Source organism: Nonomuraea sp. NPDC049400, from assembly GCF_044466425.1.
Classification (GTDB): domain Bacteria; phylum Actinomycetota; class Actinomycetes; order Streptosporangiales; family Streptosporangiaceae; genus Nonomuraea.
Map to the genome: position 1 here is coordinate 1 of NZ_JBITMP010000043.1, position 16214 is coordinate 16214.

16 protein-coding genes and 1 riboswitch are annotated in these 16214 nt (G+C 68.8%); of the genes, 9 read left to right on the forward strand and 7 right to left on the reverse strand.

Features of this window, described 5'->3' with window-relative positions:
* Positions 1-235: 235 nt before the first annotated feature.
* Positions 236-2332 (forward strand): S9 family peptidase, encoded by a 2097-nt coding sequence (locus tag ACIBVN_RS44395; RefSeq protein ID WP_397146325.1) that lies wholly within the window; start codon positions 236-238, stop codon positions 2330-2332.
* The gene (gene mgrA / locus ACIBVN_RS44400; protein ID WP_397146326.1) at positions 2329-3327 is read left to right on the forward strand and encodes an L-glyceraldehyde 3-phosphate reductase; all 999 of its coding nucleotides are present in this window, start codon (positions 2329-2331) and stop codon (positions 3325-3327) included. The genes ACIBVN_RS44395 and mgrA overlap by 4 nt, the downstream gene beginning before the upstream one ends.
* Here the strand turns inward: mgrA and ACIBVN_RS44405 are convergent.
* On the reverse strand, positions 3296-5671 hold the full coding sequence (locus ACIBVN_RS44405; protein ID WP_397146327.1) for a flippase-like domain-containing protein: 2376 nt from the start codon (positions 5669-5671) through the stop codon (positions 3296-3298). The genes mgrA and ACIBVN_RS44405 overlap by 32 nt on opposite strands.
* Before the next feature lie 181 nt (positions 5672-5852).
* Between ACIBVN_RS44405 and ACIBVN_RS44410 the strand changes: the two genes are divergently transcribed.
* Positions 5853-7868, forward strand: a complete 2016-nt coding sequence (locus ACIBVN_RS44410; protein WP_397146328.1) for a molybdopterin-dependent oxidoreductase — start codon at positions 5853-5855, stop codon at positions 7866-7868.
* On the opposite strand, the gene ACIBVN_RS44415 is transcribed toward ACIBVN_RS44410, so the two are convergent.
* On the reverse strand, positions 7846-8595 hold the full coding sequence (locus ACIBVN_RS44415) for an alpha/beta fold hydrolase (RefSeq protein ID WP_397146329.1): 750 nt from the start codon (positions 8593-8595) through the stop codon (positions 7846-7848). The genes ACIBVN_RS44410 and ACIBVN_RS44415 overlap by 23 nt on opposite strands.
* Before the next feature lie 71 nt (positions 8596-8666).
* On the opposite strand from ACIBVN_RS44415, the gene ACIBVN_RS44420 reads away from it, so the two are divergent.
* The gene (locus tag ACIBVN_RS44420) at positions 8667-9209 is read left to right on the forward strand and encodes a PadR family transcriptional regulator (RefSeq protein WP_397146330.1); all 543 of its coding nucleotides are present in this window, start codon (positions 8667-8669) and stop codon (positions 9207-9209) included.
* Here the strand turns inward: ACIBVN_RS44420 and ACIBVN_RS44425 are convergent.
* On the reverse strand, positions 9188-9652 hold the full coding sequence (locus ACIBVN_RS44425; RefSeq protein WP_397146331.1) for a GNAT family N-acetyltransferase: 465 nt from the start codon (positions 9650-9652) through the stop codon (positions 9188-9190). The genes ACIBVN_RS44420 and ACIBVN_RS44425 overlap by 22 nt on opposite strands.
* A gap of 75 nt (positions 9653-9727) precedes the next feature.
* On the opposite strand from ACIBVN_RS44425, the gene ACIBVN_RS44430 reads away from it, so the two are divergent.
* Complete coding sequence (locus ACIBVN_RS44430; protein WP_397146332.1) at positions 9728-10177, forward strand: hypothetical protein; 450 nt, start codon at positions 9728-9730, stop codon at positions 10175-10177.
* Positions 10178-10179: 2 nt separating this feature from the next.
* On the opposite strand, the gene ACIBVN_RS44435 is transcribed toward ACIBVN_RS44430, so the two are convergent.
* The 3 genes from ACIBVN_RS44435 to ACIBVN_RS44445 form a co-directional block, all read right to left on the reverse strand.
* On the reverse strand, positions 10180-10575 hold the full coding sequence (locus ACIBVN_RS44435) for a VOC family protein (protein ID WP_397146333.1): 396 nt from the start codon (positions 10573-10575) through the stop codon (positions 10180-10182).
* Between the two features lie 31 nt (positions 10576-10606).
* A complete protein-coding gene (locus ACIBVN_RS44440) occupies positions 10607-10921 on the reverse strand; it encodes a DMT family transporter (RefSeq protein WP_397146334.1) in 315 nt (104 codons plus the stop codon).
* Positions 10922-10953: 32 nt separating this feature from the next.
* A riboswitch (guanidine-III (ykkC-III) riboswitch) is annotated at positions 10954-11012 on the reverse strand.
* A gap of 25 nt (positions 11013-11037) precedes the next feature.
* Positions 11038-11847 carry a class I SAM-dependent methyltransferase gene (locus ACIBVN_RS44445; RefSeq protein WP_397146335.1) on the reverse strand — a complete coding sequence of 270 codons (810 nt, stop codon included), beginning with the start codon at positions 11845-11847 and terminating at the stop codon, positions 11038-11040.
* 90 nt (positions 11848-11937) lie between these two features.
* On the opposite strand from ACIBVN_RS44445, the gene ACIBVN_RS44450 reads away from it, so the two are divergent.
* The 4 genes from ACIBVN_RS44450 (at position 11938) to ACIBVN_RS44465 (ending at position 15831) form a co-directional block, all read left to right on the forward strand.
* Positions 11938-13743, forward strand: a complete 1806-nt coding sequence (locus ACIBVN_RS44450; protein ID WP_397146336.1) for an acyl-CoA dehydrogenase — start codon at positions 11938-11940, stop codon at positions 13741-13743.
* Positions 13744-13952: 209 nt separating this feature from the next.
* Entirely contained in the window at positions 13953-14543 is a 591-nt protein-coding gene (locus ACIBVN_RS44455) for a hypothetical protein (protein WP_397146337.1), read from the forward strand.
* A gap of 53 nt (positions 14544-14596) precedes the next feature.
* Positions 14597-15535: an MBL fold metallo-hydrolase gene (locus ACIBVN_RS44460; protein ID WP_397146338.1), complete on the forward strand. Its 939-nt coding sequence runs from the start codon at positions 14597-14599 to the stop codon at positions 15533-15535.
* Between the two features lie 71 nt (positions 15536-15606).
* Positions 15607-15831, forward strand: a complete 225-nt coding sequence (locus ACIBVN_RS44465) for a hypothetical protein (protein WP_349454212.1) — start codon at positions 15607-15609, stop codon at positions 15829-15831.
* On the opposite strand, the gene ACIBVN_RS44470 is transcribed toward ACIBVN_RS44465, so the two are convergent.
* A complete protein-coding gene (locus ACIBVN_RS44470; RefSeq protein ID WP_397146339.1) occupies positions 15828-16121 on the reverse strand; it encodes a Dabb family protein in 294 nt (97 codons plus the stop codon). The two genes, ACIBVN_RS44465 and ACIBVN_RS44470, sit on opposite strands and share 4 nt — an antisense overlap.
* Positions 16122-16214 lie beyond the last annotated feature (93 nt).

Genomic DNA, 16214 nt, shown 5'->3' on the forward strand with positions numbered 1-16214 from the left:
ATTGACCCGACTTGCTCGATCTGTGGGAATTAATCCGCGCCCCGCTTCCGGGACAACCCCTCTAACTTACCAGCCCATCCGGAGTGATACGAACATCCACCGGAGTGAAGGAGGAGGAAAAGGGTTGCGCCGTACCGCGTCGGCTCTTCAAGATTAGCAGCGCTCCCGACCCCTCGAGCCGGATCGCAGTCTTCAACGGACACAGATCGATCACGACCGAACATAGACTCCCCACGTGAGCAGCAACATGCCGCCAGAGGCGAAGAAGGTTCCGACGAAGCGCACCCACCACGGTGACACCGTCATCGACGAGTACGCCTGGCTGAGCAACAAGGAAGATCCAGATACCACCGCCTATCTGGAGGCGGAGAACGAATTCCTCAGACAGGAGACCGCTCACCTCTCCGATCTTCAGGAGCAGGTGTTCCAGGAGATCAAGGGCCGCACTCAGGAAACCGACCTGTCCGTGGCCAGCCGTAAGGGCGCCTGGTGGTACTTCTCGCGTACGGAGGAAGGCAAGCAGTACTCCGTCTCCTGCCGCGTCCCCGCGGAGGGCGACGCGCCACCGGTGATCACCCCAGGGGAAAGGCTCGACCGCGAGCAGGTGATTCTCGACGGCAACGAGCTCGCCGGCGACAGCCCGTTCTTCTCGATCGGCACCAGCTCCGTGACGCCCGACGGCACGATGCTGGCCTACTCTGCCGACTACAAGGGCGACGAGCGATTCACGCTCAGGTTCAAGAACCTGGAAACAGGCGAGGTGCTCCCCGACGTGATCGAGGACATCTTCTACGGAGGCGCCTGGTCGGCGGACGGCTCGACGTTCTTCTACACGCGCGTCGACGACGCCTGGCGTCCGTACCAGGTCTACCGGCACACCCTCGGCACCGAGGAGGACGTGCTGGTCTACGAGGAGACCGACGAGCGTTACTGGGTCGGCATCGGGCTCACGCGGAGCGAGAGATACCTGATGCTCGGCGCGGGCAGCAAGATCACCAGTGAGGTGCGCATTCTCGACGCCACCGACCCCACGGGTGAGTTCAAGGTGGTGCGCCCCAGGAAGACGGGCGTCGAATACGGCGTCGAGCACGCGGGCGACTTCTTCTACGTGCTCCACAACGAGGACGCCGAGAACTTCGAGCTGGCCACCGCGCCACTCGACGACCCCGGCAACTGGACCCCGCTGATCGCTCACCGGGACGACACCAGGCTCCTGGAGATCGACGCGTTCTCTGACCACGCCGTGGTGCACTTCCGCCGCGATGGCCTGACCGGTCTGCGGGTCCTCCCCTATCCGAACCTTCCCGGCGTGCAGGACTGGCGCGAGCGGGCGGAGACCGCCGACCGGAATGCGTACGAGATCGACTTCCCAGAGCCGCTCTACGACGTCGGCCCCGCGGGCAACCCCGAGTTCACCACGACCAGGCTCAGGCTGGCGTACACGAGCATGATCACCCCGCCCAGCGTGTACGACTACGAGCTCGACACGCACGTGCTGATCCTGCTCAAGCAACGTCCCGTGCTGGGCGGCTTCGACCCGGCCGACTACGAGCAGTTCCGCGAGTGGGCCACGGCCGAGGACGGCACGAGGATCCCCGTGTCCATCGTGAAGCGCAAGGACGCCGCCAAGCCCGCCCCGACCGTGCTGTACGGGTACGGGAGCTACGAGACCTCCCTCGACCCCGCCTTCTCGGTCCCGAGGCTCTCGCTGCTCGACCGCGGGTTCATCTTCGCCGTCGCCCACGTCAGGGGCGGCGGCGAGATGGGCCGCCGCTGGTACGAGGAGGGCAAGCTCACCAGGAAGCGCAACACGTTCACCGACTTCGTGGCCGTGGCCAGGCATCTGAAGGCGACCGGCTGGAGCGAGCGGATCATCGCCAGGGGCGGCTCCGCCGGCGGCCTGCTGATGGGCGCGGTGGCGAACCTGGCGCCGGAGGAGTTCGCGGGCGTGGTGGCCGAGGTGCCGTTCGTCGACGCACTGAACACCATCCTCGACCCGTCGCTCCCGCTGACCGTGATCGAGTGGGACGAGTGGGGCGACCCGCTGCACAACCCCGACGTCTACGCCTACATGAAGAGCTACACGCCGTACGAGAACGTGGACGACAGGCCGTACCCGCCGATCCTGGCGATCACCAGCCTCAACGACACCCGCGTGATGTATTACGAGCCGGCGAAGTGGATCGCCAGGCTGCGGGCGACGGCGAGCGGCGGGCCGTTCCTGCTCAAGACGGAGATGGGCGCCGGGCACGGCGGCCGCAGCGGGCGTTACGACGCCTGGCGCGAGGAGTCCTTCGCGCTGTCGTGGATCATCGAAAGGGGCACCTCATGACCTACCAGGCCGACGACGGGCGCTACGAGCGGCAGCCGTACAACCGCAGCGGGCGCAGCGGGCTGAAGCTGCCCGCGGTGTCGCTGGGCCTGTGGCACAACTTCGGCGACAACCGGCCGATCGAGAACTCGCGGGCGATCCTGCGGCGCGCCTTCGACCTCGGGGTGACGCACTTCGACCTGGCCAACAACTACGGCGTCCCGTACGGCTCGGCGGAGAAGAACTTCGGGCGCATCCTCCGCGAGGATTTCGCGAAATATCGGGATGAGCTGATCATCTCCACCAAGGCCGGGTACGACATGTGGCCGGGGCCGTACGGCGAGTGGGGCTCGCGCAAGTACGTCCTGGCCAGCCTCGACCAGTCGCTCCAGCGCATGGGCCTGGAGTACGTCGACATCTTCTACAGCCACCGTCCCGACCCGGAGACGCCGCTGGAGGAGACCATGGGGGCGCTCGACCGGGCCGTACGCTCGGGCAAGGCGCTCTACGCGGGCATCTCCAACTACTCGGCCGAGCAGACCACCCAGGCCGCGCGGATCATGCGCGAGCTGGGCACGCCGCTGCTCATCCACCAGCCGTCCTACTCGATGATCAACCGATGGATCGAGGACGGCCTGCTGGACGCGGTGGAGGAGGCGGGCATGGGCTGCATCGTGTTCTCGCCGCTGGCGCAGGGCCTGCTGACCGACCGCTACCTCGAAGGCGTGCCGGCCGACTCCCGGGCGGCCACGAGCCGCTTCCTGAGCGAGGACCGGATCGACCGCGAGCTGGCGCGCGACCTCAACGAGATCGCAAGGGGCCGGGGGCAGACGCTGGCCCAGATGGCGCTGTCGTGGACGCTCAGGGACCCGCGGGTGACGAGCGTGCTGATCGGGGCGAGCAGCGTGAAGCAGCTCGAGGACAACGTGGCCTGCGTGGACGGCCCCGCCTTCACTGAGGACGAGCTCCAGGCCATAGACAAAGTCACAGAGCTTCGTGCCGCTGGAGGTAGGTGAAGGAGGCCCAGCCGGGCAGCACCGGGAGCCAGAAGGTGAGGAGCCGGTGCAGCAGCACGGCCGAGGTGGCCAGCTCGGCCGGCACGCCCGCCACGGTCAGCCCCAGGGCGAGCGCGCCCTCGACCGCGCCCAGCCCGCCGGGAGTGGGTGCGGCAGAGCCGATCGCGTTGGCCGTGAGGTAGACGACGGCGACGGCGGTGAAGCTGATGTCACCGCCGAACGCCGCCACACAGGCGTCCAGGCAGACCACGAACGCGATAGTGATCATGAGCGTGCCCGTGCACGCCTCGATCACCTTGCGCGGCGACTGCAGCACGTCGAGCAGCCGCGGCAGCACGTTCGAGAAGAGTTTGCGCATCCGCGAGGTGACGATCCTGCGCAGCGGCGGCACCCCGAGCACCACCACGACCATCACCGCCACCGCCAGCAGCACCAGGACCAGCCCGCGCGACGGCGTGAACGAGGTGTTGGTGTTGGAGCCGGTGATGTAGGCGAACAGCGCCAGCAGCGCGATGTGGAAGACCAGCATGATCAGCTGCGAGGCCCCCACGCTGGCCACCGCGCTGGCCGGCGAGATGCCGCGTTTCTGCAGGTAGCGGGTGTTGATGGCGACGCCGCCGACGGCCGCGGGCGTGACGAGCTTGACGAACGAGGACGCGAACTGCACGAGCACCGTGCGCCAGAGCGGCAGGTGCTCGGGCACGAACCCTCTCAGCATCAGCGCGGCGGCCACGAAGCTGACGAACGACGCGACCAGCGCCAGCCCCGACCAGGCCCAGTTGGCCGTGGTGACGACCTGGTAGACGTTGACCTGGCTGAGCTGGGAGAGCAGGAAGTAGGCGGCCAGCGTGCTGGCGATGATCGTGATCAGGGTGCGCGGCCTGAACCGCTCGAGGCGTACCTCCTCGACCTTGCCCTGCGGCTTGAGCGCGACGATCTGCTCGCGGATGCCGGGCAGCACGTGCTTGGCCTTCGACAGGGCCGAGCGGGTCTCCCGGGTCAGCGCGATCTGCTGGAGCAGCGGCATGGCGGCGGCCAGCGTGTCCGGCCCCATGACGGCCGCCGCGGCGCGCACCGAGCGCTCGGGGCCGACCCGCAGCGCCAGGTAGGTGAGTAGCTGGGCGACGTCGAGCCTGAGCAGCAGGTCTCCGGCGGCGATCTCGCCGCTGCGCGCGTCGGTCAGCACGACGCGGCCCGCCCGGTCGAGATGGACGCTGTCGCCCGTGAGCCGCCGGTGCGCCAGGCGCTGCACGTGCAGCAGCTCGACCTGCTCCCAGATCTGGGCGAGCAGGTCGTCGTCGATCTGCTCGTCGGGCACCTCGTCGAGCGGGCGCGTCTCGATGTGCTCATATGCGAGCAGCGCGGCCTCGGTGCCGATCTCGCTGGTGCCGAGCAGCCGCGGAGTGCTGGCGCCGGCCGCCTGGGCCGCGTACGCCATGAGCGCCTCCCGTTCGAGCTCCGCGCGTAGCGACCTGATGGCCCTGCGCCGGGTCTCGGAGTGGAGCCTGATCCGCCGCCACAGCCGGTACGGCAGCCCGGCCACCTGCCGGTCACGGTCGAGCACGGTGACGTCGAGGCTGGCGCCGTCCTTGAGCCCGATGGCGTAGCGGCGGCTGCCCTGGTGGTCGTCCTCGATACGGCGGGCCGAGACCACCGGGAACGACAGCTTGCGGAGCGCGGCCACCACTGCGCTCCCCGCCGGCCTGGTGTTGGGGCTGCCGACGCCGTAGAGGGTGGCGTAGCCGATGGCCATGCCGACCAGCACGGTGACGATGGCGCTTGGCAGGGTGATCTGCCTGCCGGAGAAGAACGCGAGGATGTAGAGGGCGATCGTGGTCCACATCAGCATGCGCCACGTGGGCCGGCGCGAGATGCGGACGGCGGTGGCGTACGCGACGACCGAGGTGAGCAGCGTGTTCAGTGGCTCGATCGTCCTGTCGCCGGTCAGCAGCAGGCGCAGGTCGTCGGCGTTGCCCGAGACGAGCCACTGCCCGAGCAGGAACGATCCGGCCATGCCGACGATCGCGGCGATCAGCCCCTCCGCGACGCGCAGGCCGTCGCGGTGGAAGACCCGCTCGACCGCGAACGCGGCGGGCACGATGAGCACGGCCGCGCCGCCGAGGAACGCGGCGACCCTGCTGAGCAGGGGCACCAGCTGCGCGCCCTCCTTGACGTCCTGCTCGAGCCCGATGAGGGTCTGCTTGGCGACCAGCATGAGCAGGATGGCCGCGCCGAGCACGATGAGCGTGGCGAAGAAGCGCAGCAGGTCGGAGGGACGGCGTAGACGCTGGGGCAGCAGCGGCTCTACGACGTAGATGTCGCTTTCCGCGCGTGACTCAGCCACGGCTGGATCCCCCTCCGCGAGGTCCTCCGCGTCATCTCGTTCCCTGATTTCGGCCACCGACAGAGATTCTGCACCTTCCCGGCCCGACCGTACGATCTCCAGATTTCCAGTCTGCTAAATCGTCCCCGCAGTCGTCGCACCGGGCAGGCTACACGGATTTCCACAACATAGTCTGTGAGCCATGTCGGGCGAACTGAGAGTTTTGGGGGCGTGTCCGCTGGACTGCCCGGATACCTGCTCCTGGATAGTCACAGTGGAGAACGGCAAGGCCGTCAAACTACGCGGAAACCCCGACCAGCCCTACACCAGAGGCGCCCTCTGCGTGAAGGTCAACCGTTATCTGGAGCACACCCAGGCGGATGACCGCATCCTCTACCCGCTGCGCCGCACGGGCCCCAAGGGGTCCGGCCAGTTCGAGCGCATCACGTGGGACGAGGCGCTCGAAGAGATCTCCGTACGGCTGCGCGGCATCGTCGAGGAGCACGGCGGCGAGGCCATCTGGCCCTACCTGGGCACGGGCACGCTCGGCTACCTGCAGGGCTGCGAGGGCGTGGCCGGGCGGCGGTTCTGGAACGTGCTCGGCGCCTCCAAGCACTGGCTCAACATCTGCTCGGCGGCCGGCAGCAGCGGCCTGACCCGTACGAACGGCACCGCGGGCGGCATGGACCCGGAGAACTTCGCGCTGGCCAAGCTGATCCTGCTCTGGGGCACGAACACGCTGACCAGCGGCCACCATCTGTGGAAGTTCATCCAGGACGCGCGGGCGAACGGCGCGCATGTCGTGGCCATCGACCCGATCCGCACCAGGACTGCCGACCAGGCAGACGAGTACCTGGCGATCAGGCCGGGCACGGACGCGGCGCTCGCGCTCGGGCTGCTCAACGTCGTGCTGGCGGAGAACGCACAGGACGAGGAGTTCCTGGCCGAGCACACCGAGGGCTGGGAGGACTTCCGCCAGGAAATCCTGAAATATCCGGTCGAGACTGTGGCTGAAATCACCGGCATTCCCGCTGAGTCCATCCACAGCCTGGGGATGCGGCTCGCGCACACCCGCCCCACCGCCATCCGCGCCACCCAGGGCCTCCAGCGTCACGAGGGCGGCGGCACCGCGCTGCGCACGATCGCGGCGATCCCCGGCGTCACCGGCGACTGGCGCCACCCCGGGGGCGGCGTGGCGTACTCGACCAGCGGCCACGTCCACTTCGACATCGACACGCGCGACGACCTGCTGGCCAAGCCGGTCCGCACCCTGGTCATGACCAAGCTCGCGTCCCAGCTGGACGACGTGAAGTGCCTGTGGGTGTACGCGGCCAACCCGGCGGGCTCGAGCCCCGACGCGAACGCGATCAGGCGGCAGCTCGCCCGCGAGGACCTGTTCACGGTGGTCATGGAGCAGTTCCCGACCGACACCGTGGACTACGCCGACATCGTGCTGCCGGCGACCATGCAGACCGAGCACCATGACCTGCACGCCGGGTACGGGCACCTTTACCTGCTGTGGAACGAGCCCGCCGTGGCGCCGCCCGGCGAGTGCCTGTCCACGACGGAGACGTTCCGGCGGCTGGCGGCGCACATGGGGATGACCGAGCCGTCGCTGTTCGACTCGGACCTGGAGCTGGCCGAGCAGCTGCTCTCCAGCGGGCACCCGTCGCTGGAGGGCGTCACGCTCGACCGGCTGCGCAAGGAGGGCTGGGTGCGGATGAACTATCCCAAGCCCTTCACGCCGTTCGCCGAGGGCTTTCCGACGCGGTCCGGCAAGCTGCGCTTCCCTCCGGCGGGCAAGGCGTACACGCCGTCCCACACGACCCTTGCGCGGGGGCGCTCGCCGTACCCGCTGGCGCTGGTCACGCCCGCCTCGCACACGTTCCTCAACACCATCTTCGGCAACAACCCCGAGCTGCGGCGGCGCGCCAAGGACCCGGTGGTGCTGGTCAACCCGGCCGACGCGGCGGCGCGCGGTCTGGTGGGCGGGCAGCGCGTACGCGTGCACAACGACGGCGGGGAGTTCCTGGCGGACGTGGAGATCAGCGACCGGGTGGCCGCCGGGGTGGTGGCCTCGCCGAAGGGCCGCTGGCCGAAGCTCACCCCGGGCGGCGCCAACCCGAACGCGGTCGTGGCGGAGCGGGACGGGGACATGGGCAGGGGCCCCGGCTTCCACGACAACCTGGTCGAGATCAGCCCTTGTGCCGCGCCATGAAGGCATCGATCTTGTCGAGCACCTGCTTCGCGTGCGGGCCGGTCAGCAGGGCCGAGGCGTGCAGGCTCTCCCCCGGGATGACGAGCAGCTCGTTGTCCGGGGCCTCGGTGGCGGCGTCGTGCGCTCGCGTCAGGTCGCCGGCGCCGCCGTAACCGTCGTTCTGCGAGCCGATCTGGAGGAGCGGGACGGTCAGCCTGCCGGCGTTCTCCTGGCTGATCTGGCCTGAGACGGCCACGACGCCGGCCACCTCGGGGCCGAGGCTCAGGGCGGCGGGGACCGCCGTGGTGGCCCCGATCGAGCCGCCGACCAGGAAGACCCGCTCGACGCCCCGCTCCTTGAGCAGGCGTCGGGCCATGGCGACGGCGGTGTCCCCGGGGAAAGCCTGCGAGGACCTGGTGTAGACGAGCACGCGGTAGTGGGGGGCGAGGCGGTCGAAGAGCGGGCGCCAGGAGCACACGGTGCCGCGGCGCTCGTATGTGATCACCACGCCGACGGAACCGGTGCCCCCGATGATCCCGGGCATGCCGCCGTCATAGGTGAAGATCTTGCCGTCGTTCTCGTGATAGCACCCTGAGACGTTGGGGCCGGTGGGCGGCGGTGTGCTCACTAAGACGCTCGTACTGGGGACGGCGGAGCTGCTCGAAGCGGGGGCCGCCCCCGTGGTGCCCCCGCTCCCGCATGCGGTCAGCGCCACCATGAGTCCCAGGACACCGACGAACCCGCGCATGACCGCCCCCTTCCCGGCAAACTATGTCATAACTGACATAGTTGTAAAAGCACTTTATCCTTGGGCAAACCATGACCTCAACGCTCGGATTCGCGATCCTCGCTGTGCTCGCGCGCGGCGACCGCACGGGATACGACCTCGCCGCGGCCATGCGGCGACCGGTCGGCTACTTCTGGACGGCCGGACACAGCCAGATCCACGCCGAGCTGCAGAAGCTACGGACGGGCGGGCTGGTCGGTTTCGAGGCCGAGCATGGGCCTGGGCCGCAGGGCAGGAAGGTCTACCACCTGACGGCCGAGGGCATGCGGGCGCTGCGCGAGTGGGTCACGCAGCCGCCGCGCGAGCGGCCCGAGCGGGACGAGCTGGTGCTGAAGACGTACGCGTCGTGGCTGGCCGAGCCGGAGCTGGTCAGGCGGATGTTCGCCGACCAGCTCGCCGCACACGAGGCGCGGCTGGCCGAGTACGAGCGGCAGGAGGCGTCATTCGACGGGCCACCCGCGTTCGGCGATCCCCGGTTCGGCAACTACGCGACGTTGCGGTGCGGACTGAGCTACGAGCGGCACCGGGCCGACTGGTGCCGGTGGATGCTGGCTCAGCTCAGCGAGAGCTTGTAGCCCACGTGGGAGGCCGTGAAACCGAGGTTGTCGTAGAAGCGGTGCGCGTCCGTACGTGACTTGTCGGAGGTGAGCTGCACCATCGCGCAGCCGCGCTCCCGTGCCCTGTCCACGGCCCACTGGATCATCCGGCGGCCGAGGCCCTGGCCGCGGGCGGCGGCGGCGACCCTGACGGCCTCGATCTGGCACCGCTCCGCGCCCAGCCGCGACAGCCCGGCCAGGTACGTGAGCTGCATGGTGCCCACCACCTCGCCGTCCTGCTCGGCCACGATCAGCTCGTCGTACGGGTCGGCGTCGACCCGCTCGAACGCCGCCAGGTAACGCTCGTCATGCGGGTCGCCCTCGCGCGTGGCGCCGAGATGGTCGTCGGCGAGCATCGCCACGATCGCGGGCACGTCCTCCTTGCGGGCGGGGCGGAAGAGCACTTTGTCTGTTTGCTGCATGTCCGAATGATGTCAGGGACGGCTCAGGGTTCGTCCCCGATGCCCCCGGGTGTCCGGAAATGCAGCATGGATGACATGAACGAAATCAGCCGACGCGATGAGATCTCGCTGTCGGGTGCCGCGCTCCGCGGCGCCCCTTGGAAGGCCGCCGCCATCGGCGGCGGCGCCGTCACCGCGGCCAGCTTCGGCCTGGGCCTGATCACCGGCGGTGGTGATCTGGTGTGGGCGCTGGGCCTGGGCATCAGCCTGTTCGCCCTGATCGCCGCGATCGGCGCGGTCGCCAAGCCGGAGGAGGGCGACCGGGTGACCCGCCAGGCCAGGCTCTGGTCGTTGCGGCACCCGTGGCGGTTCGCGCTGTTGCCCGCGGGCATCACGGCCGTGCTGGACTATCCGGTGCAGCTCGTGCTCGACGGCGAGGGGGTCTTCGGCTCGGCCGTGCACGCCCTGTGGCACGGCGCGCTGGTCTACCTGATCGCCGGCGTCCTGACGCTCGTCATGCAGGGTCGCGCCCGATCCGCCCGGTGAAGTCAGTGCGTGGGGTCAGCCTGCGCCTCCCTCTCCGCCTGACTCCGGCACACGCAGAACTCGTTGCCCTCGGGGTCGCGCATGATCACCCAGCCGGTGCCGTCGGGCTGCCGCTGGTCGTCGAAGACGGTCGCGCCCAGCCCGATCAGCCGCTCGACCTCCTGATTACGGGTCCTGCCCGCGGTCCCGTTGACGTCGAAGTGCACCCGGTTCTTCACGGTCTTGCCCTCGGGCACGCGGACGAACAGCAGGAACGGGTCCTGCTCGGTGCGCAGCATGACCTCGTCGTCGCCCGGCTTGTCGCCCTCGCCGAGTGGCAGCCCGGTGGCCTTGCTCCACCAGCTGGCGATCTCGTACGGGTCGGCGGCGTCGATGGTGACGGCGTGGATTTCGATCACGCAGCCACCTAAGCCGGAGCGGCCCGCGACGTCAAGCGAGAACCCGCAGCCCGACGACCCCGACCAGGATCAGCGCGATCGAGATGAGGCGCGGCAACGAGACCTCGTCCCCCATGGCGATCATGCCGAGCACCGCGGTGCCCGCCGCGCCGACGCCGGTCCAGACGGCGTACGCGGTGCCGACCTCGAGGGTTCTGAGCGCGTACGAGAGCAGACCGAAGCTCAGCACGGCCGTCGCGAGGAACGACAGCACCCACCACACATTGCTGAACCCGTTGCTGAGCTTGAGCGAAAGGGCCATGGCGACCTCGAAGACGCCGGCCAGCACGAGGACGATCCACGCCATGATCGGAACTCCCTTGGGACGAGGCTGTTGCGGATGCGTCGTCTTGGCGTTCCGGGTACGGCGCGTCTCGTCCGGGAGCTGTCAGCTCATCAAGGAGAACGCGCCGCTCAACGGGGTCATTCCCACCAGATCGTGACCCACCGGTCGCGGGGCACCGGCCACATGCCCAGCTCCACCACGGTGTCCGCCACCTCCTGCGCCCTTGACGGGTCGAGGCACACCCGGCGGCACACGCTCGCCGCCAGCTCCTCCAGCGACGTGAATCGTTCCAGCGGGGCCTCCCGCTCCTCCACCTGCACCGCGAAGCCGAGCGCCGCCACCAGCGCCACGCAGTCCTCGGCGATGGGCCGCACCGGCCGGTCCACCCCGTGGAAGTGCTGCCACAGCGGCGTCATCCAGCTCATCGGATGGCGGTGGGGCAACTCCAGCACCACCCGCCCCTGCGTGCGGTCGTCGAGTGCGCGCAGGAAGTCGGCCAGGTCGGGGACGTTGTAGACCACGTGCGCGGCGACGGCGACGTCGACCACGGGCACCTGATCGGCCACGTCGGGCCAGCGGCCCTCGATCGCCGTGACCGGCACCCCGAGCTTCTCCGCCCTGGCCGTCAGCCCCTCCAGCATGGGGGCCGAGGTGTCGACCGCGTACAGGTGGCCGATGCGCTCGTGCAGCGGCAGGGACGCGGCGCCTGGACCCGAACCCACGTCGAGCAGCGTGCCCTTGTCCGGCAGCGCCTCGAAGAGCCGGGTCATGGTGGGGCCGTCGTCGGGCTCGGCAAGCGCTCTGTCGGTACGGGCGCCGAACCGCTCGGGCGAATGGCCCCATGGATCAACGGGGGCCTTGGCCATGATCGCGGGTGGAATGGCCCAGGAATCCAGGCGCTCTCGCCATCTTGCGGCGAGTTGTTCGGCGTCCATGGAGAGCAGCATGCCATGCATAGCACGGGTTACCCGCGGGTAGCATTTCAGAGTAAGGTTACTCGCCAGTACAGAAACCTCGGTTCAAGGAGATCGACACCCATGGGCCACTACAAGAGCAACGTGCGTGACCTGGAGTTCAACCTCTTCGAGGTGTTCGGTAGGCGCGAGATCCTCGGCACAGGGCCCTTTGCGGATGTGGACGAGGATGTCGCCCGCGGCATCCTGGACGAGGTCAGCAGGCTGGCCACCGGCGTCCTCGCCGAGTCCTTCGAGGAGGGCGACAGGCACCCGCCCGTGTTCGACGCGGCGACCGGCTCGGTGACCCTCCCTGATGGCTTCAAGAAGTCGTACAAGGCACTGGTCGACGGCGGCTGGGCGAACCTCGACCTGCCCGCCGAGCTGGGCGGCCCCGGCATCCCGAGGAGCCTGGCCTGGGCCACGGCCGAGCTGGTGCTCGGTGCGAACCCGGCGCTCTACATGTACGGGGCGGGACCCAACTTCGCCTACACGCTGTGGAAGGTCGGCACGCCCGAGCAGAAGCGCTTCGCGGAGCTGGCCATCGAGCGCGAGTGGGGCGCCACGATGGTGCTCACCGAGCCGGACGCCGGATCCGACGTGGGCACCGGGCGCACCAAGGCGGTGCGGCAGGAGGACGGCAGCTGGCACATCGAGGGCGTCAAGCGCTTCATCACCAGCGCCGAGCACGACATGGCCGAGAACATCTTCCACCTCGTCCTCGCCCGCCCCGAGGGCCACGGTCCCGGCACCAAGGGGCTGTCTATGTTCCTGGTGCCGAAGTTCCTCGTAAACCTGGAGACCGGCGAGCTCGGCGAGCGCAACGGCGTCTACGTCACGAACGTCGAGAAGAAGATGGGCCTGAAGGTCTCCACGACGTGCGAGCTCACCTTCGGCGACAAGCACCCGGCGGTCGGCTACCTCGTGGGCGACGTGCACGAGGGCATCAGGCAGATGTTCATGGTGATCGAGCACGCCCGCATGATGGTCGGCACCAAGGCCATCGCCACGCTCTCCACCGGCTACCTGAACGCGCTGGAGTACGCCAAGTCACGCGTGCAGGGCGCGGACCTGACGCGGATGGCCGACAAGACAGCCCCGCGCGTCACCGTGACACACCACCCGGACGTGCGGCGCGAGCTCATGCTGCAGAAGTCGTACGCCGAGGGCATGCGGGCCCTGGTGCTCTACACGGCCACGTTCCAGGACACCCTCCTCGTCAACTCGGACGACCGGCACGCCCACGACATGAACGACCTGCTGCTGCCCATCGTCAAGGGCGTCGGCTCCGAGCGGTCGTACGAGCTGCTCTCCCGCTCGCTGCAGACCCTCGGCGGCTCCGGCTACCTGCAGGACTACCCGATCGAGCAGTACATCCGCGACGCCAAGATCGACTCCCTGTACGAGGGCACGACCGCGATCCAGGGCCTCGACCTGTTCTTCCGGAAGATCCTGCGTAACCAGGGCGCAGCGGTCGGGTCGCTGCTGGCCGAGATCGGCGAGTTCGCCGCCTCGGAGGCGGGCAACGGCCGGCTGAAGGAGGAGCGCAAGCTGCTCGCCGAGGCCGCCGCCGAGGTCAAGGCCATGGGCGACACCATGGCGGGCTGGGCGCTGTCCTCGCTGGAGACGCCCACCGAGGTCTACAAGGTCGGACTGAACACCACCCGGCTCCTGCTCGCGCTGGGCGACCTGGTGATCGGCTGGCTGCTGCTGCGCCAGGCCGAGGTGGCGCTGGAGAAGCTGACCGAGGGCGAGGACCCGTTCTACCTGGGCAAGGTCGCCGCGGCCTCGTTCTTCGCCAAGACCGTGCTGCCCCGGCTGGCCGCCGAGCGGCGCGTGCTGGACGCCACCGGGCAGGAGCTCATGGAGCTCCCGGAGGAAGCCTTCTAGTGCCCTGAGTCAGGAATCTGATCGTCAGTCGCCGGCCCAGGCGGGGCTCATCCGCCAGGGCCGGCGGGCCCGTCGGACAGAAAGCGCAATCCGGCGTGTCCTTCCTGGACAGACGGCAGCCAGGGGCGATTACCTAGCGTTACTGTCTGGATGCGGATGGTTATCCTCCGCATCCAGACATTTCGCAACAGCCATCGAGGAGATCGCTCATGTTCAGGAAACCACTGCGCTCCCTGCCCGCTGACCTCGCGGCGGCCTCGCTCCTGGCCATGATGGCCCTATCTGTCGCGACGCCGGCATCCGCTTCTCCGTCGGAAAACAGGCGCGCGACCAATGTCACCGCGCTCGACTACAACAGCACCGGCTGGAGATTCCTTCAGGTGCCTGCCACGACCGACGTACCGGAGTTCGCCGGCCGGTACTTCGACGACAGTGCGTGGTCGACCGGACAGGCGGGCTTCGGCACTACCAACGGGACCTGCTCGTGGAACAACTCCATCAAGGTCAAGACACCATGGGCCCTGAACAGCGACATACTGCTGCGCCACTGGGTCCACCTGCCGCGGGATGCGCAAGAGGTCCGAATCCAAGGGACGGTGGACAACGATGCGCAGGTCTACCTGAACGGTCAGCTGCTGCAAACCGTCAAGAGCGGCAACTGCAACGCCGGCGCGATCGACGTCGTCGTTCCGGCGAAGTACCTGGACTGCAACAACCTGCTCGCCATCCGCGGACATGACTACGGCGTGGCGAGCTATTTGGACGTCCGCGTCACCTACGTCAAGCCCAGCCCGGCCTGATGCCCTAGGGTCCCTCGGTGCCGTGACGGGACCCGTACGGGTACCGTCACGGCATGAGCTCCAGTACTCATGACCACCCCCTGGCACCTCCTCGCGTCGAAGAGGTGTCCGACGGCGTCTACGCCTACGTCCAGCCCGACGGGAGCTGGTGGATCAACAACACCGGCTTCCTGGCCGGGCGGCGCGGCGTGATCTGCGTCGACGCCTGCTCGACCGAGCGCCGTACGCGGGCGTTCCGCGAGGCCATCAGGAAGGTCACCGACCGGCCGATCACCACGCTGATCAACACCCACCACCACGGCGACCACACGTTCGGCAACTGGCTCTTCCCCGAGGCCACGATCGTCGGCCACGAGGGCGTGCGCGAGCAGATCCTGGCCGAGGGCGTCCCCACGTACCTGCCCGCGTGGTCGCCCGAGGTCGAGTGGGGCGAGATGCAGGTGACGCCGCCGTTCCTCACCTTCACCGACCGGGTCACCGTGCACTCCGACGACCTGCGGTGCGAGGTCAGGCACGTCGGCCACGCCGCGCACACGACGAACGACTCGTACGTGTGGATTCCCGAGCGGCGGCTGCTGTTCTCCGGCGACCTCGTGTTCAACGGCGGCACGCCCTTCGTGCTCATGGGCTCGGTGGCCGGGGCGCTGGACGCCCTTGACCAGCTCAGGGCGCTGGGGGCGGAGACGGTCGTGCCGGGGCACGGAGAGGTGTGCGGGCCGGAGGTGTACGACCGGGTGGCGGCCTACCTGCGGTTCGTACAGGAGATCGCCGTGCGGGGCCGGGCGGCGGGGCTGTCGCCGCTGGACGCGGCCAGGGAGGCTGATCTGGGCGAGTGGGGCGGGCTGCTCGACTCCGAGCGCATCGTCGGCAACCTGCACCGTGCCTACGCCGAGCTCGACGGGCAGCCCCTCGGCGCCCCGATCGACCTGGCCACCGCCGTGCTCGACATGATCACCTACAACGGCGGCAAGCCGCTGTCATGCCTCGCCTGAGAAGGCACGGGTGTGATCGCTGATACCCGGGTATGACCGTGGCTGTACCAGCCGTTTGCGTGGAGGTCGTCATGGGTGTCGGGGTCAGCATCTTCTTCCTCACGCTTGGCGCCATCCTGAGGTTCGCGATCGAGCCCGATGTGTTCGGCAAGAGCGTCCACATGGACGTCGTCGGGCTCATCTTCATGATCGTCGGCGGCATCGGCGTGGTGTTGAGCATCGTGCTGGCGCCCAGGAGGGGGCGCACCTCCGATGACAGGCTGATGCGCCGCGAGAACAACCCGCCGGAGATCTAGAGGCTGAGCTGCACCGCGGCGCGCGTGGCCAGGATCGGCTTGATGTGCTGCGCGATGACCGCCTGGTGCTGCGGGTGGTCGCGGTAGACCAGGTAGTCCTCGACGCTGTCGAAGTCGGCCACCACCCCGTAGTCGTGGTTGCCCTGGTTGATGCCCGCGTCGGCGCCCACCGTGTACGAGCGGAGCTGGGGGATGACGCCGGGCAGCTTGCGCAGCTCGGCCGTCACCGTCTCCTTCTGCTCGTCGGTGGCGGCGTCGGTCCAGGTGAACAGCACGATGTGGCGAATCATGCGATCAACCTTAGCGGTGGTGTATCAAACCCGTCCGACGTGACTCTGTACGTGGTGGGTGCGGGTGTCCCGGGCCTACGGCGATCGCCGGGG